Source organism: Aquabacterium sp., assembly GCF_049317225.1.
Taxonomy (GTDB): domain Bacteria; phylum Pseudomonadota; class Gammaproteobacteria; order Burkholderiales; family Burkholderiaceae_C; genus Aquabacterium.
Genome location: NZ_JBMOIR010000001.1, coordinates 38,914 through 61,930 on the forward strand (window position 1 = coordinate 38,914; position 23,017 = coordinate 61,930).

Below are 23,017 nucleotides of genomic sequence, written 5' to 3' on the forward strand. Positions count from 1 at the left end.
CTCCAAGTGCTTGGGATGAATGGATTATCGGACGCAGGCCGGACGCTGTCATCCACATGCCCCCATGGCGTACGTGCCCAATTCACGCATTGCGCCGGCCTTGACCATCCCGGTGCACACCCGATGCCGTCGCGCACAGCCCGAGTGCAGCGCTGCCCGTTGCCGGCGCAAGAACGCTGGTTTGAGTCCGCCAAAGCCTTGGCACGGTTGATGCATCACTCGTTTCGGTATTACCAATTTCTCCAACCGTAATAACCGAGGATGGGCGTGATCATGTCGTACAAGGCAGTGGCAAAGCGTGTGGTGGTAGGGGTCAAGGCGGTGGCAGTGGCTGCTGCGCTGGCTGCGGGGTCGTCCAACAGTTGGGCGGGCCAACCCCTGAAGATTGGTTACAGCGACTGGCCGGGCTGGGTGGCCTGGCAGGTCGCCATCGAAAAGGGCTGGTTCAAGCAGGCGGGTGTCGATGTCAAGTTCGAGTGGTTTGACTACTCGGCCTCGATGGAAGCCTTTGCTGCCGGCAAGATCGACGCGGTGACCATGACCAATGGCGATGCGCTGGTCACAGGCGCCTCGGGTGGCCGCAACGTGATGATCATGCTGACCGACTACTCCAACGGCAACGACATGATCATCGGCAAGCCCGGCATCAAGTCGCTCAAGGACCTGAAGGGCAAAAAGGTAGCGGTGGAAAGCGGCCTGGTCGAACACCTGTTGCTGCTCAATGGCTTGAAGAAGGCCGGACTGAAAGAGTCGGACGTCACCCTGGTCAATGCCAAGACCAACGAGATGCCGCAGGTGCTGGCTTCGGGCGATGTGGCGGCCGTGGGCGCGTGGCAGCCCATTGCAGGTCAGGCCATCAAAGGCTCGCCGGGCGCCAAGCCTTTGTACACCTCGGCCGATGAGCCGGGCCTGATCTATGACGTGCTGGCCGTGAGCCCCGGCAGCCTGACCAGCCGCAAGGCCGAGTGGCAAAAGGTGGTGGGCGTGTGGGACAAGGTGGTCAGCTACATCGAAGATCCCAAGACCCAGCCCGATGCGCTGAAGATCATGTCGGCTCGCGTGGGCATTGCGCCCGAGGCGTATGCCAAGTTCCTCAAGGGCACGAAGCTGCTGTCGCTGAAAGCGGGCAAAGAGGTGATGGTCAAGGCAGAAGGCTTCAAGTCGCTGCATGGCTCCAGCAAGATCGCGGATGCGTTCAATGTGGCCAACGACGTTTACAAGAAGCCTCAGCCCATCGACAGCTACATCGATGCGTCCCTGACCAACGCTGCCGCCAAGTAAGGAGCAGCCCATGAGTGCCACCGGCTGGTTCGCTGTGCGTGCGCCGCTGTCTCCGCGGCGCAAGCTGATCCTCGGCGTCGTGTCGTTTGTGCTGCCACTGCTGTTGTGGTGCGGCGTGAGCTATCTGCCTTTCGTCTGGCACCCGCAGGTGCTGGTGACGCAGGCAGGCGATGTCGAGTACTTTGAACCAGGCATGCGGATGGACCGCGCAGTGTTTGACGAGGAAGTGGTGGCCATGAAGGAAGCGGGACAGATCCCGCCCGCCGGTGAGCCTGCCAACCCCGTTTACCTGCCGGCCCCGCATGAGGTGGCACGCGCGTTTTACACGGCGTTCACGACCGAGCCTGAACAGAAGGATGCCCCGTGGCTGCATGAAAGCCTGTGGCATTCGATGAAGATCATCTTCTGGGGTTTTCTGGCGTCGTCGCTGATCGGGGTGCCGCTGGGCATTTTGTGCGGCACCTACAGCGCCATTGCCCGCGTGAACGAGCCCTTCATCGAGTTCTTTCGCTATCTGCCCGCGCCGGCTTTTGGTGCGCTGGCCGTGGCCATTCTGGGCATTCACGATGGGCCCAAGATCGCCATCATCTTCATTGGCACCTTTTTCCAGCAGGTGCTGGTGATCTCGAACACCACCCGCAAGCTGGACTTCGGTTTGCTGGAAGCGGCGCTGACCTTGGGCACCAAGCGGCTGCGCCTGATCACCCGGGTGGTCATCCCCGGCATCTTGCCAGACTTGTATCGCGATCAGCGTGTGCTGCTGGGCTGGGCCTGGACCTACCTGATCGTGGCCGAGCTGATCGGCACCAGTTCGGGCATCACCTTCTTCATCACACAGCAAGCGCGTTATCAGCACTTCGACAACGTGTATGCGGCCATCGCCATGATCGGTGTCATCGGCTTGGGCATTGACCTCTTGCTGGCCTGGTTGGGTCGCCACCTCTTTCCCTGGGATCGCTCTCAGGGCAAGCATTGAGCACAAGGAAAGCCCATCATGAGTGTGTCGTACCTCGATCAGACCGATGCCGTGCGCGAGCGCTTCGAGCGGCTCAAGCAGCGTGAGGTCATCCTGGAAGTCAAGGGCGTGGGCAAGACCTACGACTCGCACCAGGGCCCCGTCACCGCGCTGAAAGACATTCACTTCAAGACGCACCGCCGCGAGCTGGTGTGCGTCATTGGCCCCTCGGGCTGCGGCAAATCCACGCTGATCCGCATCCTGGCGGGGCTGGAAGCCCACACCACCGGCGAGGTGCTGATTGATGGCCAGCCCGTCAATGGGCCCGGGCGAGATCGGGGCATGGTGTTTCAGGGCTACACCCTGTTCCCGTGGCTGACGGTGAAGAAGAACGTGATGTTCGGCCTGGAGATGAACGACACCGGCAAGAACGAGGCCGAGTCGCAAGCGCGGCAATGGCTGGAGCTGGTGGGACTGACCAAGTTTGCCGATGCCTACCCCCATCAGTTGTCGGGCGGGATGAAGCAGCGTGTGGCGATTGCGCGCGCGCTGGCCAACCAGCCCCGTATCCTGTTGATGGACGAGCCGTTTGGTGCGCTGGACGCGCAGACCCGCGCCAAGATGCAGGCGCACCTGCTGGAGATCTGGCGCAACATCGACATCACCATCCTGTTCATCACCCACGATCTGGACGAGGCCGTGTACCTGGCCGACCGCATCCTGGTGTTGAAGGCGCATCCGGGTGAAGTGCAGGAATTGATCGAGGTGCCGGTGCCACGGCCCCGCAGCCCGGAGCAGTTCAACAGCCCCGAGTTCCGCGCCACGAAGGCGCACATCGAAGCGCTGATTCATCCGCCGCACGAGACCTCGGACGAAGACCCCGAACCCGATGTGGTGCCACAGGTCATCCGCATGACCGACGTCAGCGACAACGTGGAATGAAGGCAGTGGGGACACCATGTTCTGGTCTCATCTCACCTGGGCCGAATTGCCCGAACATCTCAAGGCGGTCGCGCAATCGGCCATCCTGCCGGTAGGCGCCACCGAGCAGCACGGCCCGCACATGGGCTGCGGCATGGACACCGAGATCGCCGACAAGCTGTGCCGTGCCGTGTCACAGCGCACGGGCGTGCCCATGCTGCCGCCGCTGCCTTACGGCTGCTCGCTGGGACACAGCCGCCGCTGGCCGGGCACCATCGCGGTTCAGCCCATCACGCTGATCGAGCTGGTCAAGCAGATTGGCGACGGGGCGTATCACAGCGGGGTGCGCCGCCTGTTCATCGTCAACACGCATGTGACCAATGCCGCACCCTTGCGCTGTGCGCTGGAGATGCTGCGCGCCGAGCACGATGACCTGATGGTGGCCGTGATCAATTCGCCAGACATCAGTGCGCGCGTGCGTCAGTTTCACTTTGCCGATGCCACCGACTGGCATGCCAACGACGCAGAAACCTCGCTGATGCTGGCGGTGTCGCCGGAGATGGTGCGGCCTGATTTGCTCGCTGCCGCCGATGACCCCGACCGCACCGAGGGCCAAGTGTTCGCCCACCCGGTCAACCGCACCAGCGCCAATGGCGTCACGGGCTACCCCAGTCGCGCCACGCGCGAGAAAGGCCAGGAAGCCTTTGGCTGGATGGTGGAAGACCTGTCGGCCCTGATCACGACAGGGCAGGCACAGACCCCGCCCTTGCCGCACTCGTACTTCGAGTCCTGCTTCGATTTTCCGCCTCGGCCACAAGCCTGAGGCCCCCTTCGTTGTCCGCTCTCATACCCGGAGTCCGTCCATGTCGTCCCCTGTGCATTCCCCTGAAGAGATTTCCGCGATTCAGCAGTCCCTCAAGGCCAAAGGCGTGAAGTACTGCATTGGCGCCTACGTTGACATCCACGGCGTGCAAAAGGCCAAGGTGGTGCCCATTGATCACCTGCCGCACATGGCGGCCGGATCCGAGCGCTACACCGGCTATGCGCTCGATGGCCTGGGCCAGGCGCCCAATGATGACGAGCTGACCTCGGTGCCCGACCTGCGCCACATCGTGCAGCTGCCGTGGGAACCCAAGGTGGCCTGGATGCCCGCCGACAACCACTTTCAAGGCAAGCCCTACCCCTTGAGCACCCGCGTGGCGCTGCAGAACGTGCTGGCGCAAGCGGCCGAGATGGGCTTTGGCATGAACCTGGGCATCGAGTGCGAGATCTACCTGCTCAAGAAGGAAGCCGATGGCAGCCTGAGCGTGCCCAACCCGAATGACAAGCTGGTCAAGCCTTGCTACGACGTGCAGGGCTTTCTGGACAGCTTCAGCTGGCTGGACAAGGTGGCCACCTGCATCAACGACCTGGGCTGGGATCTGTACTCGTTCGACCACGAAGATGCCAATGGCCAGTTCGAGTTCGACTTCAACTACAGCGATGCCCTGACCACGTGTGACCGCCTGACCTTCTTCCGCATGATGGCCAAGCACTATGCCGAGGAAGAGGGTCTGATTGCCACGATGATGCCCAAGCCCTTTGCCAACAAGACGGGCAATGGGGCGCACTTCAACATGTCGCTCTACGACCTGAAAACGGGCAAGAACCTGTTTGCCTGTGACCCGAAGGACGACCCGCGCGGCATTGGCCTGACCCCGCTGGGTTATCAGTTTGTGGGCGGCATCCTCAAGCATGGCCGGGCGCTGTGCGCGGCCTTTGCCCCCACGGTCAACAGCTACAAGCGCCTGGTGCGCCGCGGCGCGATGAGCTACTTCTCGTGGGCGCCGGTGTTCAACTCGTATGGGTCCAACAACCGGACCAACTCGGTGCGCATCCCGGCCGGTGGCGGCCGCTGCGAATCCCGCAATGCCGATGGTGCGGTGAACCCGTATCTGGCGGCCACCCTGGCGCTGGCCGCCGGGCTGGAAGGCATCCGCGAGGGCATCGACCCGGGCGCGCCCAATGAAGACAACCTCTACGCGATGAGCGAAGCCGAGCGTCGGGACCGGGGCATCGAGTTCCTGCCCCAGACGCTGCAGGAAGCCGTGCAGGCCTTCGCCGCCGACCCCTTGGTCGAGCAGGTGCTGGGCAAGGGCCTGCGCGATGAGTTCATCACCTACAAAACCCAGGAATGGGAGGCTTACCACCTGTCTGTCAGCCAGTGGGAAGTCGACCGTTACAGCCACATGTTCTGATCGCATCCATGGCCCAAACCTCACCCGACAACCGATCCGGGTCGGTGACCCGCATCAGCATCTCCATGCCGGAGGAGCTGCTGCAGGAACTCGACCACATGGTCACCGGACAAGGCTATGAAAGCCGCTCGCAGGCCATTGGCGCCATGATCAATGCCCAACTGCTGGAACACAAACGGCAGTTGGGCAACGATGTGATGGTGGGCACGATCACGCTGCTGTATGACCGCTCGGTGCGCGGTCTGCAAAAGCAGCTGGCCGATCTGCAGTGCGCGCACATCGACGAAGTCATCAGCTCGCTGCACGTGCACCTGATGGGGCAGCAGATGATGGAGGTGATCCTGGTGCAGGGACCGGCCACCACGCTTCAGGGCATTGCCAATGCCATGAGCACGCTGCGCGGCGTCATCACCGGACGCCTGCAGTTGATGGCCGCCACGATGCCGCCCTTGCATCCGGGCGGCCCCTTCTGACTACCTGCGTCACACGGCCTGGCTGGCCAGCCACGCACGCCAGCCGCCGTGGGCCGTGATGTCGGTGGCGCCCACGGTGCCCAGTTCCTCGCACACGAAGCCGGGGACCACGCGACCGTCTTGCAGCACCACCTTGCCAATGCCCAGTGGCGACGGGATGCCGGCCACGAAGCTGCCGAATTCGGAAGCGGGCAGCTCCCACACCTCCAGTGCAATGGCCGCGCCGCCTTCGGCCACCCGCACCATGCCGGGCCGGGCCACCGGTCCGCCGGGCAGGGCGTACAAACGATAGTGGGGGGCCGACGCGGTGGTGGCCACCAGACGGGCCCCACGCGAGGTGAGCTGGGGATTCAAGGGCAAGCCACTGAGGTGGGCCCCGCACACGGCCACTTCCACCGTGCCGGTGAGGGCGGGCGCCGCCGCATGCAGGCCCGAGGACGGCGCCACCGCCGACCACGACAGGCCGGTGGCACCCAGCGTGTAGCCAGCGTTTTCTTCGGCCATGTGCTGATGCACCCGGTCAGCCAGTCTCAACACACACAGGTCGCGATGTGCCGGGGCCGCCAGCGTCACCCCCCAGGGCAAGCCGGCCGCATCGCCTGCTTGCTGGAAGCCAGCTGGCACCGCGACCGCGCAATAGTCCAGCAGGTTCATGAAGTTGGTGTAGTAGCCAAGGTTGGCGTTCAGACGGATCGGGTCGGCCTGCATGTCGGCGATGCGGTAAATCGTGCCCGCCGTGGGCGTGAGCAGGCAGTCGATCTGCGACCACACGGCATCACACGTGCGTTTGAGCATCTTCAGCCGGTACTGAGCGGCGAAGGCTTGTGCGGCCGTGCGGGTGCGCCCGCCTTCGATGATGGTGCGCACGGGCGGGAAAACCGCTTCGGGTTGCTGCGTGATGAAGTCCTCGATGGCCACATAGCGTTCGGCCACCCACGGGCCTTCGTACAGCAGGCGTGCGGTTTCAAGGAAGGGGGTGAGGTCCACCTCGACCGGGGTGCCGCCCAAGGCCACCAGGCGCTGTACCGAGACCTGGAACAGGCGCGCGGCCTCGTCGTTGCCGAAGAATTGCAGGTCTTGCGCACGCGGCACGCCAAACCGGAAGGGGCCGTTTGAAAAGTCCACCCCGGCGGGCGCCACGGCACGGCTGTACGGGTCCTCGGCATCGAACACCGCGGCCGATTGCAGCACGGCATGGGCATCGGCAGCGGTCAAGGCAAACACGGTGACCGTGTCCAGCGAGCGGCAGGCTGGCACCACGCCCGAGGTCGACAACAGGCCACACGTGGGCTTGAGGCCGATGAGGTTGTTGAACGAAGCCGGCACGCGGCCCGACCCGGCGGTGTCGGTGCCCAGCGCAAAGCTGACCCAGCCTTTGGCCACCGACACCGACGAGCCTGAGCTGGAGCCCCCCGACACAAACTTGGGATCGAAGGCGTTGGCACAGGCGCCATAAGGTGAGCGCGTGCCATTGAGGCCGGTGGCGAACTGATCGAGGTTGGTCTTGCCAATGGGCACGGCGCCTGCCGCAATCAGCTGCGCCACCACGAAGGCACTGTGCTCGGGGGTGTAGGCGTACTCCGGGCAGGCCGCCGTGGTGGGCACCCCCGCCAGATCGATGTTGTCCTTGATGGCAAACGGCACGCCATACAGCGGCAGGCTGCTCGGGTCCAGCCCTTCCAGGCGGGCCACATAGGGCTCGATGTCGGCCGGGGTGAGGCGGTAGATGAAGGCATGGTGCGCATCGGTGGCCACGCGGCGCATGGCCTCGTCCACCACGTCACGCACGCCAATGCCCTGGCGGTAAGCCGCTTGCAGGCTGCTGAGGTCAAAACTGAGTGTTTGAATCGTCATGAGAATGCACTCCGGCAAAGCCAAATGTCGGGGGGATGCCAACGGGTCAGGCAGACTGGTCAATGAGGATGAGCACATCCTGTCCCGCCGCCACCGGGGCGCCTTCGCGACACAGCAGCTTGTGGACGATGGCATCGTGGGGGGCCGTGATGCTGAACTCCATCTTCATGGACTCGACCACGATGAGGGTGTCGCCCGCCTTGACGGTTTGCCCTTCGCTGACCGCCACGTGCCAGACGTTGCCCGGGACGCTGGTGGCCACCGCACGGCCGCCTTCAGGCAGATCCAGCTCGCTGTCGGGGCCGGCGGCGGCGACGTCGGCATCGCTGGCGTAGTCCGCCTGTCCGTTCGCAGCCCAGCGCTCGCGCTCGGCCTCAAAAGCCGCTTGCTGACGGGCCTTGAAAGCGCCGATGCTGTCGGCCTCTTGCGCCAGAAAGCGGCGGTAATCACCCAGGTTGAAGGTGGATGACTCGATGCGCAGGGGATAGCCACCGTGCGGGAACTCGGCCCGGATGCGCAGCAGCTCGTCGGCCCCAACGGGGTAGAAGCGAATCTGGTCAAAGAAACGCAGCAGCCATGGCTGGCTGAAGGTGTCGCGCACGGCGCTGTCTTCCCCGTGGTGCCAGCGGTTCCACATCTGCAGGGTGCGGCCCACGAACTGGTAGCCCCCGGGGCCTTCCATGCCGTACACGCACATGTAGGCGCCGCCAATGCCCACGGCGTTTTCGGGCGTCCAGGTGCGAGCGGGGTTGTACTTGGTGGTCACCAGTCGGTGGCGGGGGTCGACCGGCGTCGCCACCGGCGCACCCAGGTAGACATCGCCCAGGCCCAGCACGAGGTAGCTGGCATCAAACACCACCTTGTAGACGTCATCGATGCTGTCGAGCCCGTTGATGCGTCGAATGAACTCGATGTTGCTGGGGCACCAGGGCGCGTCCGGACGCACCGACTGCATGTATTTGTCGATGGCCAGTCGGGTTTGCGCGTCGTCCCACGACAAGGGCAGGTGGACGATGCGGGTCGGCACCGTGATGTCGTTCAGTGGGGGCAGCTTGTCTTCGGTGTCCAGCAAGACACGCAGCAGTTCGTCACGCGGCAGGCGGGCCGGGTCGAAGTGGATCTGCAGCGAGCGGATGCCAGGTGTCATGTCGACGATGCCGGGCAGGCCTTGCCCCGCGTTCAGTGCCTTGATGGCTTCCATCAGCGCGTGCACGCGGAAGCGCAGTTCCAGATCCAGCACCAGATCGCCAAACTCCATCAGGATGTAGCGATCACCGGCCTGACGCACCACCACGTGGGGCTTTTCACCATCGACCGGCACATCGGCCAGGATGGGCGACAGACCCGCCTCGCGGGCATCCACCGGGGCCTCGGGCAGTGGGGCTTGCAGCGTGCGGATGCAGTGCTCGAGGGCCGCCTCACGTTGTGCGGCCTGCGCCGCCGTGATGCGGTGAAAACGCACGGTGTCACCCGGGCGCAGTTGCCCCAGCTTCCACAGCTCGGCGTTCACCACCACAGCGGGGCAGACGAAGCCGCCCAGGCTGGGACCATCCGGCCCCAGGATCACCGGCATGTCGCCCGTGAAGTCGATGGCGCCGATGGCGTAAGCGTTGTCGTGGATGTTGGACGGATGCAGGCCGGCTTCACCGCCATCGGTCCGCGCCCATTGAGGTCGCGGCCCCACCAGACGCACGCCGGTCCGGCTGGAGTTGTAGTGGATCTCCCAGTCTGTGTCGAAGAAGACGGCAATGTCCTCGTCCTGAAAGAAGTCCGGGGCGCCATGGGGGCCATAGAGCACACCGATGTCCCAATGGCGACCCACGGTGGGCACGGCCTCCGCAGACACGGCCCGGCCTGGGGTCCCCGCACCGGGCTGGGCCAGATGCAGCACGTCCCCCACACGCAGGTTGCGCCCACCATGGCCACCAAACTGACCCAAGGTGAATGTGGCCCGGCTGCCCAGGTAGAGCGGGGTGTCCAACCCGCCCCCGACGGCCAGGTAAATGCGGCAGCCTACTTCGGCTCGCCCGATGGCCAGGGTGCTGCCCGCCGGGATCGCGTGGCTTTGCCACAAGGCCAGCGGCTGGCCATCCAGCATCACGCTGACCGGCGCACCGGTCACGGCAATCACTGCGGCGGTGTTGAACTTGAGCGTGGGCCCTTGCAAGGTGCATTCCAGCGTGGCGGCGTCGGCCGCATTGCCCACCAACTGGTTGGCCACGCGGTGCGCATAAGCATCCATCGGGCCAGATGGGGGCACGCCCACATCCCAATAGCCCTGGCGACCCGGCCAGTCCTGCACGGCCGTCTGCACGCCCGCCGCCATCACTTCGATGGTGTCGGGCTGGTAGCTCAGTTCACTCAGGAAGCGGGTGACCTGGCGGCCTTCGCGAAACACCGGATGCCGCACCACATGACGCAAGTAGCCCAGATTGGTTTCGATGCCGGCCACACGCGTGTCGGCCAGGGCCGCATCCAGCTTGCGCAAGGCGGCATCACGGTTCTCGGCGGTGACGATGATCTTGGCCAGCATGGGGTCGTACCAGGCGGGGACATCGGTGCCGCGCTCGACCCAGCTGTCCACCCGGGCCTCGGCGGGAAAGTGCACGTCGGTCAGCAAGCCCGCGCTGGGCTGGAAGGCGCGGGCCGGATCTTCGGCATAGAGGCGAACCTGAATGGAGGCGCCTTGGGGTGTCGTCACCAGTGAGGACAACGGAGGCAGGCCCCCCGAGGCCAGTTGCACCATCCACGCCACCAGATCGACGCCAAACACCTGCTCGGTGACACCGTGCTCGACCTGCAAGCGGGTGTTCACCTCCAGGAAATAGAAGTCGCCCGTGTCGGCGTCGTAGACGAACTCGACCGTGCCGGCCGAGCGATAGGACACGGCCTGAGCCAGGCGAACCGCGGTCTCGTGCAAAGACTGCCGCTGGCCCTCGGTCAAGCCGGGTGCGGGGGTTTCTTCGATGACCTTCTGGTTGCGGCGCTGGACCGAGCAATCGCGCTCGCCCAGGGCCAGCACCTGCCCTTGGCCATCGCCGAACACCTGCACCTCGATGTGGCGGGCGCGTTCGACAAACTTCTCCATGAACAGGCCGGCGTCTTTGAAGTTGGCCGAGGCCAGTCGCTGGACCGAAGCGAAGGCCTCGGCCACGTCATCCGCACTGCGCAGCAGGCGCATGCCAATGCCCCCGCCACCGGCCGTGCTCTTGAGCATGACGGGGTAGCCGATGCGCGCGGCTTCCTGCAGGGCATGGTCCACATCGTTCAGCAAGCCCGAGCCGGGCAACAAGGGCACCGCATTGGCCTGGGCCAGTTCGCGCGCCGTGTGCTTGAGACCGAAAGCCCGCATTTGCGCAGCAGTGGGGCCGATGAAGGCGATACCAGCGGCCTCACACGCCTCGGCAAAGCCCGGGTTCTCGGAGAGAAAGCCGTAGCCGGGGTGCACGGCTTGCGCCCCGCTTTCGCGTGCGATGCGCAGGATCTCGTCGGCGCGCAGGTAGCTGTCTGCGGCCGGGGCCGGTCCGACGCAATAGGCCTCGTCGGCCTCGCGCACATGACGGGCACTCGCGTCGGCCTCGGAGTAGACCGCCACGCTCTGGATGCCCAGCTTTTTCAGCGTGCGGATGATGCGGCAGGCAATGGCGCCCCGGTTGGCGATGAGTACCTTGGTGAACATGCTGTCCTGGTGCGGGCCGTCCCGCAATGAGGTGTCGCGCGGCGGGTCGTCCTGCCGGCCATGTGCCCTCAAGGGCTCAGACGGGATCCCACACCAGCAGCTGGATGGGCGTGGGGTTGTAGGCGTTGCACGGGTTGTTGAGCTGGGGGCAGTTCGAAATCAGCACCCACACATCCATCTCGGCCCGCATCTCGACGTACTTGCCGGGGCCGGAGACCCCATCGTCAAACTTCAGGCCCCCGTCGGCCGTGACGGGCACGTTCATGAAGAAGTTGATGTTGGGCACCAGATCGGCCTTGCCCAGCCCGATGTCGGCATGCTGCAAGGCGATCAGGTAGTTGTCGCGGCAGCTGTGCATGAACTTCTTTTGCAGGGCGTAGCGCACGGTGTTGCTCTCGGCCGCGCACGCGCCACCGAGCGTGTCGTGACGCCCGCAGGTGTCGGCCACGATGGTGAGCATGGCGCGCCCCTCGCTGCTGTAGAGCACCGACCCGGTGGTCAGGTAGATGCCGCCCTGGCGCAGCATGGTGTCGGTGGCACTGTAGTGCTCGGCCAAGTCGTCGCTGCTGTAGAAGATGACGTCGGCGGCCTGATTGCCCTCAAGGTCCACGATGCGCAGGGTCTGGCCTTGCCGAACCTGAAACAGAATGGGCTCGCCGGCCGGGTGGCGCTGATTGAGCACGGCCTGAGCCGGGTCCAGGGCGCTTTCTTGAATGCGGATGGCTGTCGCGGTCATGGCGCCTCCTTCACAGGTAGAACTGATCGGTGTTGTGGTGCGCCCGGGCGTTTTCACCACGGAACAGACGGCAGTGGTCATCGGCCGGCGCCGGGCCGCTGCGCCAGGCCACGACCCCGACCTTGCCGGGGACATAGCGCGTGGCCGGATCCAGGGGATGCGGGGCCGCGGACACCGCCACGATCAGATCCATGTCGCAACGCAATTCCACGCTGTCACCGGGCTGAACATGGTCGGGCGCAAAGTGGAACCGGCCTTCGTCATCGACCGAGACCTTGCTGAACAGATTGACCGGTGCGATCAAATCGCGACGGCTCAGGCCATGCTTGCCGATTTCGATGAGCAGGCCATCCTTGCCCGATCGGTACATGGCATTGCGGTATTGCTCAAAGCGGTGCTCGCCGTATTGCGAGGCCATGCGCTCGTTGTCGAGCAAGGCACCCAGCGGGTCATGCCACCCTACGCTGTCATGCGTGAAGCTGGCCATGGCGCGGCCCATGTCGCTCATGAGCACATGGCCTCGTGTGTAGTGCGCCGTATGCTGGGCCTTGAGCGAGTCGGGCATGTTGTAGCGCTCCAGCGGACTGTGGGCGGCATACAGCACCACGCTGACATTGGCACCGGCGTCCAGCGCGACAAAGCGCAAGCGGGTGCCACGGCGCACGCGCCAAGACCAATGACCACCACCCGGCATGCGTTCAGACCACAGGATGGCATCAGCGGGCACACCCGCCAGGGCGTTCACAGGGAACTGCTGCCAGTGCGCCAGCGCATCCACCGGCGCAGAAGCGGGGGGGTTGGCGGCAGCCGTTGTGAGGGAATCGGCAACGTCAGAGGACACAGTCAGGCTCCTTGGAGGTGGACAAAGTGCGAGAGACACCTGTGCGGATGCACAAGATCTCCCGGGCTTTTGTCCCTCCGTGGAGCTGCGTCGCCGCAGCCGACCGCTCTCGGACCAGACCATCAGGCTGGCGACCACGCCTGACACGGAACCCTAGCGGTCATTCAGCGATGCACCACCAACGGGCACAAGGCTGCTCTCACCTTCAATCATGCAAAAACGGTGCCAACACTACTCCACCTCCTCGTCCCAGCTCACCACTTCCAGGGCCGCCGCCACGTGGATGCGCTGCTCGGCCAGCGGTCGGGGCAACAGCTCTTCGGCCTTGGCCAGACGCCGCAGCAGCGTGTTGCGGTGTGTGTGGAGCAGATCGGCCGCCTCCGTCACATTGCACCCGCAGCGCAGATAGGTGAGCAGGGCGCGCCGCAAGGGGGCCGGCGCCGTGGCCAGATCGCCCAAGGTGTCGCCCACGAACCGACGGGTGGCATCGGCGTCGTGCATCATCAGCGACACCAGTCGCACCATGTCAAAGCTCACCACCCGCTCGGACGTGTGCAAGCGCCCCAACAGACGTTGTGTCGTCAAGGCCTGTAAGTGACTTCGCCGAAATCCGTCCACGCCCTGACCGCGCGCCCCGATCGCCACACGCACCCCCGGCAAGGGACGAATCGCCTGGCGCAGTTGCGCGAGATCGGGCTCGTGGTCTGCCGTCATCCACACCCACAAGGTCCCGGCATTGGCCAGCACGGTGAGCCGATCACGACTCGCCCCGCACCGCGCCAAGGCCTCGGCCGCCGCTTCGAGCGTTTGCAGCTCGGTCCCGGCCTCCTCGCTCCACAGCACCGCAGCATGGTGGGTCTGTCCCAGCACATAGGCCAGCCGCTGACTGGCCTGCTGGGCATCCACCGCACGGCCTTCCAGGATGCGGGTCACCAGCTCGCGGCGATCCACGTGTGTGCCACGCATCAGCGCCTCGCGCTCGGCCTGCATGAAGGCCGCAATCTGCATCATCGTGCCGTCAATGAAGCCCGCGATCGACCGCGCCGACACCACCAGCAACTCTTGCAACTCCGTGGGGTCAGCGGTCAGTGAGAACGCAATGTTCATCCACAGCTGCCAGGCCGTGTTCTGCACCGAGCGAGAGCTGTTGAACGCCAGATCCGTAGCCCCTCGCCGCACCAGCTCCCGCGCGTTGTCGAGCATGTCGGGAGACACATGGGGAGCCACCGGCACCCCAGGCTGATCGATGTTGGACACCGCCCAGTGCATGAGACTGGCGCGCGTGGCACGGCGCGTGGCCGCCATCAGCACCGGGTCTTCGTCAATCGGGCGACGACCTTCCGCCGCCAGGCTCGCCTGCTCGATTTCCTCCAGCCAATCCGGCGGCGCATTGAGGGCGATCTCGGCACCCTTGCTCAACAAGGCCCGCACACGGGGCGAAGGGGTCTCCCACTGCGCAGCGGTGGCCGCAAACGGATTGATGGCATTCATGGCAAACGACCGGCTCCCCGGGAAAGTCCCAGGGCACGCCATCGTGCGGGCGCCCCAGGAGAGTGGTGCATATCGCCTCACTCAGTCAACAGATCGGTGCACTTTATACCTTGCCGCACTTGATGTCGCTCAACATCATCCGGTTTTCATTAGCCCAGGCTTTGTTGTCGAAGGAGTCGCCCTTGTCCGTCCATCCCTTTCCCAGCGTGGAACACGTCGATGTGCTGATCATCGGTGCCGGTCTGTCCGGCATCGGACTGGCGTATTACCTCCAGCGCGACCAGCCGGGCAAGACCTTCGCGCTCCTCGAATCCCGCGCCACCTCCGGGGGCACCTGGGACCTGTTTCGCTACCCCGGCATCCGCTCCGACTCGGATCTGCACACCTTTGGCTACGAGTTCAAGCCTTGGGTGAACGAGAAGTCGATCGCCGATGGCCACGACATCCTGGCCTACCTGCGCGAGACCGCCACCGAAAACGGCATCGACCGCAAGATCCGCTATCAGCACAAGGTCGTCCGTGCCGCGTGGTCCACGCCCGAGGCCCGCTGGACCGTCGACATCGAACGCACTGACACCGGCGACCGCCACACCATGACCTGCAAGTGGCTGTTCTCGTGCGCGGGCTACTACCGCTACGACCAGGGTTTCACGCCCCGCTTTGACGGCATCGAGCGCTTTCAGGGCCAGGTCATCCACCCGCAACACTGGCCAGAGAACCTGGACTACCGCGGCAAGCGCGTGGTGGTCATCGGCTCGGGCGCCACGGCGGTCACCCTCATCCCGTCCATGGCCAAAGACGCCGGCCACGTGACCATGCTGCAGCGCACGCCCACCTATGTGATGAGCTTGCCCTCCAAGGACCCCATTGCCTTGCTGCTGCGCAAGGTGTTCTCGGACGAGCGGGCCTACGCCCTGACGCGCCGCAAGAACATCGCCCTGCAGCGCGGCATCTGGCGCTTCTGTCAGAAGTACCCCCGTGCAGCGCGGCGCATCATCCGCTTCGCCAACGCCCGGGCGCTGCCCGCCGGCTATCCGGTGGACACCCACTTCAATCCGCCCTACAGCCCGTGGGAGCAGCGCCTGTGCGCCGTGCCCGATGGCGATCTGTTCAAGACCATCAAGCAAGGCAAGGCCTCGGTGGTCACCGACCACATCGACACCTTCACCGCCCAGGGCATCCAGTTGAAGTCGGGGCAGCACCTGCAAGCCGACATCATCGTCACGGCCACCGGACTGAATCTGCAGTTGTTCGGTGGCATCGAGCTGACGGTGGACGGCCAGCCAGTGGACCTGTCCACCAAGGTGGCCTTCAAGGGAATGATGCTCAGCGACCTGCCCAACTTCGGTTTCATCGTGGGCTACACCAACTCGTCATGGACGCTCAAGGTCGGCCTGCTGAGTGAACACTTCTGTCGCGTGCTGGCCTACATGGACCGCCACGGCCATGCCATCTGCCGCCCCCGCCTGCCTCAGCCCGACATGCCCACGCGGCCCTTGCTCGACTTTGGCGCAGGCTACGTGCAACGCGCCATGAAGTGGCTGCCCCGACAGGGCACCACCGGCCCCTGGGTCATGGCCATGGACGTCCAGCACGATGCCGAGGTCCTGCGCCAAGGCCCGGTCGAAGATCCCTGCCTGCGCTTTGAACGCGCCGCGACGTCGTCCACGCAGACCCCCGCCATGAAGGCGGCCGCCAACGCCTGATCCCCGCGCCCACATCACAAGAGGAGACTGCCATCATGTCCCACCCCTCCGAGCACAACCCGCACATCGTGCCCCGTGAAAAGCTGGACTTCGGACTGGACCAGGCCATCCCGAAGTACTGGCTGGGCGGCGATGCATTCAAGACCCGTCTGTTCGACGCGATGTCGACCATCTTCCCAGAAGGCGAGCGCTTCTTCATCTCGTGCGTGCGGGACTTCCGCGACCAGGTCACCGACCCGCACCTGAAACGTGAGATCAAGGACTTCATCCGTCAGGAAGGCCAGCACGGCATCATCCACAACCAGTTCAACGACCACCTGCGCCAGCAAGGCATCAATGTTGACCGACTGGAACGCGCCACCCGCGACTGGCTGTTCGACTTCCTGCGCAAGCACCTGCCACGCAAGCACACACTGGCCATCACTGCCGCCTCCGAGCACCTGACGGCCATCATGGCCGAGGCCATGTTCGAGCGCCGCGATGTCATGGGCGCCGCCGACCCACGCATGTTCGCCATGTATGCCTGGCACGCCATGGAAGAGATGGAGCACAAGGCCGTCGCCTATGACGTGATGCAGAAAGTGGCCGGTGTGGGCTACCTGCGCCGCGTCATCACCCTGCTGGAGGTCACCTTCTTCTTCAACCTGCGCATGCTCAGCTACACCAACTACATGCTCCGAAAGGACCGCTTCAGCCGCTGGGAACGCGCCAAGCTGTTCGCCAAGGGCATGTGGTGGCTGTACGGCTACCAAGGTCTGTTCAGCAGCTGCTGGCGCGCCTACCTGCGTTACTACAAGCCCGGCTACCACCCGTGGCAAGAGCCTCCCGTGGCGAGCTACGGCGTCTGGCTCGACACCTTCAATCGCACCGGCGATCCGGTCGAGGCAGGCCGCGTGGTGTACAAATCGGCACTCGTTTAACTGATCAAATTACAAAATACGGGGCAACCCCGCATCAGCGGGGGGCGCGTTCTGTCAAAACTGACGGTTTATCACCCCCGCCCGCACAAAGTGTGCACTTTGTCTCAGTAGATACCAGCAACCCAAACGGGTGTTTGAATTTCAGACTGGTTGGCACAACAACGTGAAGGAGCCAACCATGTCCCTGAGATCTCTCGTGCTGGCCGCCGCCAAAACCCTCGGTGCCAGCCTGTTGTTCAGCGCTGCCGCCGCTCAGGCTGCCTACTTCCAGTGGGAAACCATCGAGCTGCCGGCCTCGTCCGGCGCCACCTGCGGCAACGGCACGCCCTACCGCTTCTTCGTGAATCGGACGCCCTTCACCAGCAAAACCGTGGTGATGTTCGAAGGGGGCGGCGCCTGCTGGGATCAAGGGGCCTGCAAAGGCGGCACGCTGCTGGATGCCGTCAACCCGGATGGCATCCCTGCCAACTACATGACGGACTTCAACCGTCAGGCACACTGGGGTCTGGTTACCCCGTTCACGACCCGCATCAACCCCTTCCAGGCGGCTCAGACACAAAGCTGGAACATCGTCTACCTGACCTACTGCACCGGTGACGTCCACACCGGCAACAAGTCGGTCATCTATGACAACGTCGATCCGACCAAGCCCATGGTGTATTCGCACAAGGGCATGGTCAACGCTCAGGCCGTGGCCAAGTGGATGGCCACCAACCTGCCACGCCCTGCGCACCTGCTGCTGACCGGCTTCTCGGCCGGAGGCGTCGGCTCGACCGCGCTGTATCCGTCTTTCCGTGAAGCCATCAACCCCAAGAAGATGGCGCTGCTGGCCGATGCCGGCCCGCTGTTTGACGTGCCGCGCAACGCCACCCCCGAGCAAGCGCCCTCCGTGCTGCTGCACAACAAGATCCGCGACGTCTGGGGCCTGGACGGTGCCAATGGCCTGGTCACACAGCTGATCAGCAAGTACCCCGGTGCAGGCTCGATCGACAACCTGGGCTCCATCACCAGTGGCCTGGGCAAGCTGTACCCCAATGACCGGATTGGCTACGCCGTGGCACAGGAAGATGCCATCTTCTCGGCCTTCTCGTACCAGAAGTTCTTCCCCGAGATTGCCAATGCCAGCAGCGACGATCAGCGTCTGTCCCTGCTCAATGCCAAGTGGCGCCAGGAAATCACCGGCTGGCTCAACATGATGGCGCCCTACAGCAACGTGGGCTACTACGTGCCCAACTGGCGTGAGCTGAACCACGCCCACTGTCTGACCATCGTGACCTTTGGTGGCACCAGCATTGCCGAGAAGAACCTCAACTCGGTGGGCACCTTCCTCGACAACCTGCTCGATGGCAGCGGCCCGGTCATGCGCGCATTTGAAAACAACCGCTCGCACGCCCGCGTGCTGCTCAGCGACATGCTGGCGGACCTGCTGGCCAAGATCCTGCCGATCTGATCCAGCAACCTGACACGCAAGCCCTCTGCCTGCCGCACGCACAGAGGGCTTGCGTCATGCAAAAGCGCACATTTCTGATCTGCCCCCCACCGCCCATGACATGCCAACTCATAGAATGAAGACGCACTGATCGATTGACGGACCGCGGACAAGACGTCTACAGCGTCGGATCGACAAAGTCGCCGCATCGCTCATGGACATCGTCTTTCTTTTCTATGGACTGGCCTTCTTGTTGCTGGGTGTGGTGCTCGTCATCTGGCCCCGACAAGACAGTCGTTTTGCCCTGGCCCGACTCCTGCCCTGGCTGACCGCCTTTGCGTTTGCCCACGGCATCCTTGAGTGGACCGATCTGTGGCGGGTGGTGCGTGGCGATCCGGCGTGGCTCACCCTGGCGCGTCCCTATCTGCTGCTGGGTTCTTACGTCGCGCTGTACGAGTTCGGGCGTCGCCTGCTGAAAGAAGCCCTGCCCAGCCCGTCCGCGGTGGTGCGCGGCGCCCTGTCCCCCTGGATGCACCTGCTGCTCTTGTCCGCCGTGGTCGTCGGACCCGCATGGGGCAGCGTGCACGCGCGTGATCTGGCCATCTGGTCACGCTATGTCTATGGCAGCACCGCCTCGCTCATCACGGGCGTGGGCTTTCTGACCTACTGCCACCATCGCATCCAGCCCTCACTGGAATCCGAGGACTTCCGCATCATCTGGCGAGGCTGTGTGTCCGCTGGCCTCGCCTTTGTGGCCTACGCCCTGTTGGGTGGATGGATCGTCCCTGCCGCCGACTGGGGCTTGCCCGCTCACGTCAATCAAGACACCTTCCAGGCCGCCACAGGGGTGCCCGTGCAGTGGTTCCGCGCTGGCTGCGCCGTGATCATTGCCGTGGCGGTGACTTTCATCTTGCGCGTGTTCCATGTTGAGCGCGCAGAGCACCTGAACAACGCGCTGGACAAGACCGAAGCCGCCCGGGCTCGCCTGGAGCAACTGGGTCGGCACAACCGCCTGCTGCTGGAATCGGTGGCCGAAGGCATTTTTGGGGTGGACCAACACGGGCTGGTGACCTTCATCAATCCTGCTGCCTTGTCCATGTTCCGTTGCGATGCGGCCGATCTGCTGGGCCAGCCCATGCACGGACTGACCCACTATGCGCATGCCGACGGCAGCCCCTTCCCCGTAGAGGGCTGCCCCACCCACCTCACGCTGCACGACGGTCAGCCCCGCCATGTGCCCGACGACTGCTTCTGGCGCCGGGATGGCACCGCCTTCCCCGTGTCCTACTACACCGCACGCGTGCAAGAGGGCGGAGACGTGGTCGGTGCCGTGGTGGTGTTCGAAGACATTTCCGCGCGCAAGCTGGCCGAAGCCGAACTGGCCCAGCATCGCGAGCATCTCGAAAAGCTGGTGACCCAGCGCACCGCCGAGCTCCAGGCTGCCGAGGCCTACAGCCGCTTGTTGCTCGACGCCTCGGCCAGCGGCCTGTACGGCATCGACACCGATGGGTGCCTCACCTTCATCAACGATGCAGCCTGCCAGATGCTGGGTTACACCAAAACCCAACTGATCGGCCGCCCCGTGCATGCCACGCTGCACCACACGCACGCCGATGGCACCCACTTCCCGGCCGAGTCCTGTCCCATGCTGCTGGCCCTGCACCGCGGCGCGGCAGTGAGCAATGACGACGACACCTTCTGGTGTGCCGATGGCAGCCCCTTGCCTGTCGCGTCGGCCACACGCCCCATGGTGCGAGATGGCGAGATCGTCGGCGCGGTGGTCAGCTTTGTCGACACCCGTCAGCGCAAGCTGGCCGACGAGGCGCGCAGCCGCGCCCTAGCCGAGGCCGAGCGCCTGGTCCGCGTCAAGAGCGAGTTCCTCGCCAACATGTCGCACGAGATCCGCACCCCGCTCAACGCCATCCTGGGCATGGCCTATCTGGTGCGACGCTCGGGTGTCACACCGGAACAAGCCGAACGCCTGAGCAAGATCGACATCGCGGGTCAACACCTGCTCGAAATCATCAATGCCATCCTCGATCTGGCCAAGATCGAGGCGGGCAAGTTCGAACTGGCAGACACCGATGTGAATGTGGCCAGCATCGTGGCCAATGTGGCCTCCATACTGGTGGACCGGGCTCAGGCCAAGCACGTCGATCTGGTCGTGGAAACACGCCCCATGCCGCACCCGCTGCGCGGGGACCCCGGCCGACTGCAACAGGCCTTACTCAACTTCGCCACCAACGCGGTCAAGTTCACGCATCAGGGCCGGGTCACCCTGCGCGCGCACGTGCAAAGCGAAACAGCCACCGACGTACTGGTTCACCTGGAAGTCGAGGACACCGGCATCGGCATCGCCCCCGAGGTACTGCCCAACCTGTTCTCGGCCTTCGTGCAGGCCGACGGCACCAGCACCCGGCAGTACGGCGGCACAGGCCTGGGTCTGGCCATCTCCAAGAGCTTTGCTGAAATGATGGGGGGCGACGTCGGCGTGCGCAGCACGGTCGGCCAGGGCAGCAACTTCTGGATGAACGTGCGACTGAAAAAGGGCGCCGCACGCGTGCACCCTGGTCTCGCCGGGCAGTCCAGCACATCCCCTGAACGGATGCTGGCCACCCAGCACCGCGATCGCCCCATCCTGCTGGTGGAAGACGAGCCCATCAACCGGGAGATGACCCTGGACTTGCTGGCCGACACGGGCCTGCGCATCGACGTGGCCGAAAACGGTCAAAAGGCCGTCGAGCGGGCCAGCCAGACACGCTATGACGCCATCCTGATGGACGTTCAGATGCCGGTGCTGGACGGCTACGAGGCCACGCGCCAGATCCGGGCACTCCCCGGCGGCCACGCGGTGCCCATCATCGCCATGACGGCCAACGCCTTCGTGGAAGACAAGACCCATTGTCTGGATGCGGGCATGGACGACTTCATCGCCAAGCCCGTGGATCCCGACATGCTTTACCGCACCTTGCTCAACTGGCTGTCACGCTGATCACGGCGCCATCGACGGACGCTCGGCCAAGCGTGCGCGCCAGCGCATCAGGTTCGGGTGGGCCTCGGTCAGTTTGACCTTGACCACCCGGGCGAAGTCCACGGCCACCACAGCGGTGACATCGGCCACCGTCAGGCGGTCCGTGGCGATGTAGTCTCGCCCCGCCAGGCGGGCATCCAGATCATCGAAGAAAGTCTGCACACGTTGCAGACCCCGCTCCGCCAGCGCCGGAATCTGCGGGTAGTTCACCGGACCGGGCAGGGCACGGTTGGCCATCGCGGGGTTGCCATTACGAAACGCTTCGGCCACCGCCAGCAAGCCCTCGAACTCCATCTTCCAAGACCAATAGGCCACTTCGGCCTTTTCCAGCGGGGTCACGCCCATCAGCGGCGGCTCGGGAAACTGTGCGTCCAGGTAGGCGGCAATCGAGGCGTTGTCGGTCAGCACCACGCCCTCGTCCGTGCGCAAGGCCGGCACGGTGCATTGCGGGTTGATGGCCCGAAACGCGTCGCTCATCTGCTCGCCCGTGCGCAGGTCCACCTGCACCGTCTCATAAGGCACGCCCTTTTCGGCCAGCAGGATGCGGGCGCGGCGGGGGCTGGGCGCGGTCGCGCAGTCATACAGCGTGATGGTCATGCGAGCTTGTCCTGTGTGCGGGTGTCAAAGTCGGAAGCGTCATGCCGCTCGAGCAACTGGCTGGCCGGATCGCCCCAAGCCCGATTGACCTTGCGTCCCCGCTTGACCGCCGGGCGCTGGGCAATCTCGTCTGCCCAGCGGATGACGTGGGTGTAGTCCTGCACCTGCAGAAACTCGCCGGCCTCGTACAACTGGCCTTTGGCCAGGGCCCCGTACCAAGGCCAGATGGCCATGTCGGCAATCGTGTAGTCGTCGCCCACCATGTAGCGGCGCTCGGCCAGATGGCGGTTGAGCACGTCCATCTGACGCTTCACCTCCATGGCATAGCGGTCGATGGCGTACTCGATCTTGACGGGTGCATAGGCATAGAAGTGCCCGAAGCCCCCGCCCAGAAAAGGCGCACTGCCCATCTGCCAGAACAACCACGACAGGCACTCGGCCCGCTGGGCCGGCGCCGTGGGCAAGAACGCCCCGAACTTTTCGGCCAGGTAGGTGAGGATGGCGCCCGACTCGAACACCCGGATGGGCTCGGGTCCGCTGCGGTCCATCAGCGCCGGAATCTTGGAGTTGGGATTGACCTCGACAAAGCCCGAACCGAACTGGGCGCCTTCGTTGATCGGAATGATCCAGGCGTCGTACTCGGCCCCGCTGTGGCCCAAGGCCAGCAACTCTTCCAGCATCACCGTCACTTTCACGCCATTGGGCGTGCCCAGCGAGTACAGCTGCAAAGGGTGCCGCCCCACCGGCAAGGCCTTCTCGTGCGTCGGCCCGGCCACCGGGCGATTGATGTTGGCAAACTTGCCGCCGCTGCCTGGCGTCCAGGTCCAGACGGCGGGTGGGGTGTAGTCTTGCGGGTCGCTCATGTG

17 protein-coding genes and 1 riboswitch are annotated in these 23,017 nt (G+C 64.6%); of the genes, 10 read left to right on the plus strand and 7 right to left on the minus strand.

The genetic code is table 11. The features are described 5' to 3' along the window. Positions 1 to 273: 273 nt before the first annotated feature. Genes ACOYNB_RS00145 through nikR form a run of 6 tightly spaced genes read left to right on the plus strand, consistent with a single transcriptional unit; the run spans position 274 to position 5,867 of the window. Positions 274 to 1,281 carry an ABC transporter substrate-binding protein gene (locus ACOYNB_RS00145; protein WP_422837084.1) on the plus strand — a complete coding sequence of 336 codons (1,008 nt, stop codon included), beginning with the start codon at positions 274 to 276 and terminating at the stop codon, positions 1,279 to 1,281. A gap of 10 nt (positions 1,282 to 1,291) precedes the next feature. Further along, a complete protein-coding gene (locus ACOYNB_RS00150) occupies positions 1,292 to 2,257 on the plus strand; it encodes an ABC transporter permease (protein ID WP_422837085.1) in 966 nt (321 codons plus the stop codon). A gap of 18 nt (positions 2,258 to 2,275) precedes the next feature. Further along, positions 2,276 to 3,178, plus strand: coding sequence for an ABC transporter ATP-binding protein (locus tag ACOYNB_RS00155; RefSeq protein ID WP_422837086.1), 903 nt, complete (start codon positions 2,276 to 2,278; stop codon positions 3,176 to 3,178). Positions 3,179 to 3,194: 16 nt separating this feature from the next. Continuing rightward, positions 3,195 to 3,980 (plus strand): creatininase family protein, encoded by a 786-nt coding sequence (locus ACOYNB_RS00160; RefSeq protein ID WP_422837087.1) that lies wholly within the window; start codon positions 3,195 to 3,197, stop codon positions 3,978 to 3,980. Positions 3,981 to 4,020: 40 nt separating this feature from the next. Then, positions 4,021 to 5,394, plus strand: a complete 1,374-nt coding sequence (gene glnT / locus ACOYNB_RS00165; protein WP_422837088.1) for a type III glutamate--ammonia ligase — start codon at positions 4,021 to 4,023, stop codon at positions 5,392 to 5,394. Between the two features lie 8 nt (positions 5,395 to 5,402). Then, a complete protein-coding gene (gene nikR, locus ACOYNB_RS00170) occupies positions 5,403 to 5,867 on the plus strand; it encodes a nickel-responsive transcriptional regulator NikR (RefSeq protein ID WP_422837089.1) in 465 nt (154 codons plus the stop codon). A gap of 9 nt (positions 5,868 to 5,876) precedes the next feature. Here the strand turns inward: nikR and atzF are convergent, their stop codons facing one another. From atzF to ACOYNB_RS00195, 5 genes are all read right to left on the minus strand, one after another. Further along, positions 5,877 to 7,721 (minus strand): allophanate hydrolase, encoded by a 1,845-nt coding sequence (gene atzF / locus ACOYNB_RS00175; protein ID WP_422837090.1) that lies wholly within the window; start codon positions 7,719 to 7,721, stop codon positions 5,877 to 5,879. Between the two features lie 46 nt (positions 7,722 to 7,767). Further along, complete coding sequence (uca, locus tag ACOYNB_RS00180; protein ID WP_422837092.1) at positions 7,768 to 11,400, minus strand: urea carboxylase; 3,633 nt, start codon at positions 11,398 to 11,400, stop codon at positions 7,768 to 7,770. Positions 11,401 to 11,476: 76 nt separating this feature from the next. Next, positions 11,477 to 12,136 carry an urea amidolyase associated protein UAAP2 gene (locus ACOYNB_RS00185; RefSeq protein ID WP_422837093.1) on the minus strand — a complete coding sequence of 220 codons (660 nt, stop codon included), beginning with the start codon at positions 12,134 to 12,136 and terminating at the stop codon, positions 11,477 to 11,479. A 10-nt stretch (positions 12,137 to 12,146) separates the two neighbouring features. After that, complete coding sequence (locus ACOYNB_RS00190) at positions 12,147 to 12,977, minus strand: urea amidolyase associated protein UAAP1 (RefSeq protein WP_422837095.1); 831 nt, start codon at positions 12,975 to 12,977, stop codon at positions 12,147 to 12,149. A 56-nt stretch (positions 12,978 to 13,033) separates the two neighbouring features. Next, positions 13,034 to 13,145: riboswitch (guanidine-I (ykkC/yxkD leader) on the minus strand. A 63-nt stretch (positions 13,146 to 13,208) separates the two neighbouring features. Then, positions 13,209 to 14,468 (minus strand): PucR family transcriptional regulator, encoded by a 1,260-nt coding sequence (locus ACOYNB_RS00195; protein ID WP_422837096.1) that lies wholly within the window; start codon positions 14,466 to 14,468, stop codon positions 13,209 to 13,211. Positions 14,469 to 14,650: 182 nt separating this feature from the next. Between ACOYNB_RS00195 and ACOYNB_RS00200 the strand changes: the two genes are divergently transcribed. The 4 genes from ACOYNB_RS00200 to ACOYNB_RS00215 all read left to right on the plus strand — a co-directional run bounded on the left by ACOYNB_RS00200 (position 14,651) and on the right by ACOYNB_RS00215 (position 21,515). Beyond that, entirely contained in the window at positions 14,651 to 16,174 is a 1,524-nt protein-coding gene (locus ACOYNB_RS00200; protein WP_422837097.1) for a flavin-containing monooxygenase, read from the plus strand. 35 nt (positions 16,175 to 16,209) lie between these two features. Beyond that, positions 16,210 to 17,094, plus strand: coding sequence for a metal-dependent hydrolase (locus tag ACOYNB_RS00205; RefSeq protein ID WP_422837098.1), 885 nt, complete (start codon positions 16,210 to 16,212; stop codon positions 17,092 to 17,094). A 178-nt stretch (positions 17,095 to 17,272) separates the two neighbouring features. After that, positions 17,273 to 18,544: a pectin acetylesterase-family hydrolase gene (locus tag ACOYNB_RS00210; protein WP_422837099.1), complete on the plus strand. Its 1,272-nt coding sequence runs from the start codon at positions 17,273 to 17,275 to the stop codon at positions 18,542 to 18,544. Positions 18,545 to 18,737: 193 nt separating this feature from the next. Next, the gene (locus ACOYNB_RS00215) at positions 18,738 to 21,515 is read left to right on the plus strand and encodes a response regulator (RefSeq protein ID WP_422837100.1); all 2,778 of its coding nucleotides are present in this window, start codon (positions 18,738 to 18,740) and stop codon (positions 21,513 to 21,515) included. Here the strand turns inward: ACOYNB_RS00215 and ACOYNB_RS00220 are convergent, their stop codons facing one another. Beyond that, positions 21,516 to 22,151, minus strand: coding sequence for a glutathione S-transferase family protein (locus ACOYNB_RS00220; protein WP_422837101.1), 636 nt, complete (start codon positions 22,149 to 22,151; stop codon positions 21,516 to 21,518). It abuts the gene before it with no gap. Further along, entirely contained in the window at positions 22,148 to 23,014 is an 867-nt protein-coding gene (yghU, locus tag ACOYNB_RS00225) for a glutathione-dependent disulfide-bond oxidoreductase (protein WP_422837103.1), read from the minus strand. Before yghU ends, ACOYNB_RS00220 begins: the two co-directional genes overlap by 4 nt. Positions 23,015 to 23,017 lie beyond the last annotated feature (3 nt).

Bases quoted from the DNA above. Each gene is read 5' to 3' on its own strand.
- ACOYNB_RS00145 (WP_422837084.1), top strand. From the start codon at position 274: ATGTCGTACAAGGCAGTGGCAAAGCGTGTGGTGGTAGGGGTCAAGGCG.
- ACOYNB_RS00150 (WP_422837085.1), top strand. From the start codon at position 1,292: ATGAGTGCCACCGGCTGGTTCGCTGTGCGTGCGCCGCTGTCTCCGCGG.
- ACOYNB_RS00155 (WP_422837086.1), top strand. From the start codon at position 2,276: ATGAGTGTGTCGTACCTCGATCAGACCGATGCCGTGCGCGAGCGCTTC.
- ACOYNB_RS00160 (WP_422837087.1), top strand. From the start codon at position 3,195: ATGTTCTGGTCTCATCTCACCTGGGCCGAATTGCCCGAACATCTCAAG.
- glnT (WP_422837088.1), top strand. From the start codon at position 4,021: ATGTCGTCCCCTGTGCATTCCCCTGAAGAGATTTCCGCGATTCAGCAG.
- nikR (WP_422837089.1), top strand. From the start codon at position 5,403: ATGGCCCAAACCTCACCCGACAACCGATCCGGGTCGGTGACCCGCATC.
- atzF (WP_422837090.1), bottom strand. From the start codon at position 7,721: ATGACGATTCAAACACTCAGTTTTGACCTCAGCAGCCTGCAAGCGGCT.
- uca (WP_422837092.1), bottom strand. From the start codon at position 11,400: ATGTTCACCAAGGTACTCATCGCCAACCGGGGCGCCATTGCCTGCCGC.
- ACOYNB_RS00185 (WP_422837093.1), bottom strand. From the start codon at position 12,136: ATGACCGCGACAGCCATCCGCATTCAAGAAAGCGCCCTGGACCCGGCT.
- ACOYNB_RS00195 (WP_422837096.1), bottom strand. From the start codon at position 14,468: ATGAATGCCATCAATCCGTTTGCGGCCACCGCTGCGCAGTGGGAGACC.
- ACOYNB_RS00205 (WP_422837098.1), top strand. From the start codon at position 16,210: ATGTCCCACCCCTCCGAGCACAACCCGCACATCGTGCCCCGTGAAAAG.
- ACOYNB_RS00210 (WP_422837099.1), top strand. From the start codon at position 17,273: ATGTCCCTGAGATCTCTCGTGCTGGCCGCCGCCAAAACCCTCGGTGCC.
- ACOYNB_RS00215 (WP_422837100.1), top strand. From the start codon at position 18,738: ATGGACATCGTCTTTCTTTTCTATGGACTGGCCTTCTTGTTGCTGGGT.
- ACOYNB_RS00220 (WP_422837101.1), bottom strand. From the start codon at position 22,151: ATGACCATCACGCTGTATGACTGCGCGACCGCGCCCAGCCCCCGCCGC.
- yghU (WP_422837103.1), bottom strand. From the start codon at position 23,014: ATGAGCGACCCGCAAGACTACACCCCACCCGCCGTCTGGACCTGGACG.